This is a genomic window from Leucobacter celer subsp. astrifaciens (assembly GCF_001273835.1).
Taxonomy (GTDB): domain Bacteria; phylum Actinomycetota; class Actinomycetes; order Actinomycetales; family Microbacteriaceae; genus Leucobacter; species Leucobacter celer.
In genome coordinates, this window is sequence record NZ_JHEI01000062.1 from 1 (window position 1) to 245 (window position 245).

At 65.3% G+C, this 245-nt stretch carries 1 protein-coding gene; it reads right to left on the minus strand.

Annotated features, from left to right (window positions below; all coding sequences use genetic code 11):
- On the minus strand, positions 1-190 hold a 190-nt coding region (locus AMS65_RS00165; protein ID WP_157501939.1), incomplete at its 3' end, for a hypothetical protein.
- Between the last annotated feature and the right edge of the window lie 55 nt (positions 191-245).

The window sequence follows — 245 nt, forward strand, 5'->3', positions numbered from 1 at the left end:
GTGAGATGTCATCGAGCACCGGGCGCTCCTGTCCGCGCCCCTGCTTGAACGAGAGCGAGATGTCCGACACACCGACGATGTTGTCGGGCTGCCGGCCCACCGCGCCCGCCGTCGCCGCGGTCCGCCAGCCCTTGCTGAACGCGGACGCCTCGATCAGGTCCGCGGTGAAGTGGCCGCGTCTTATACTCACTTCTACGCCTACCCGACGAGAGCCAAACACGCAGGCCGGCTTTGGCTTCTAATAA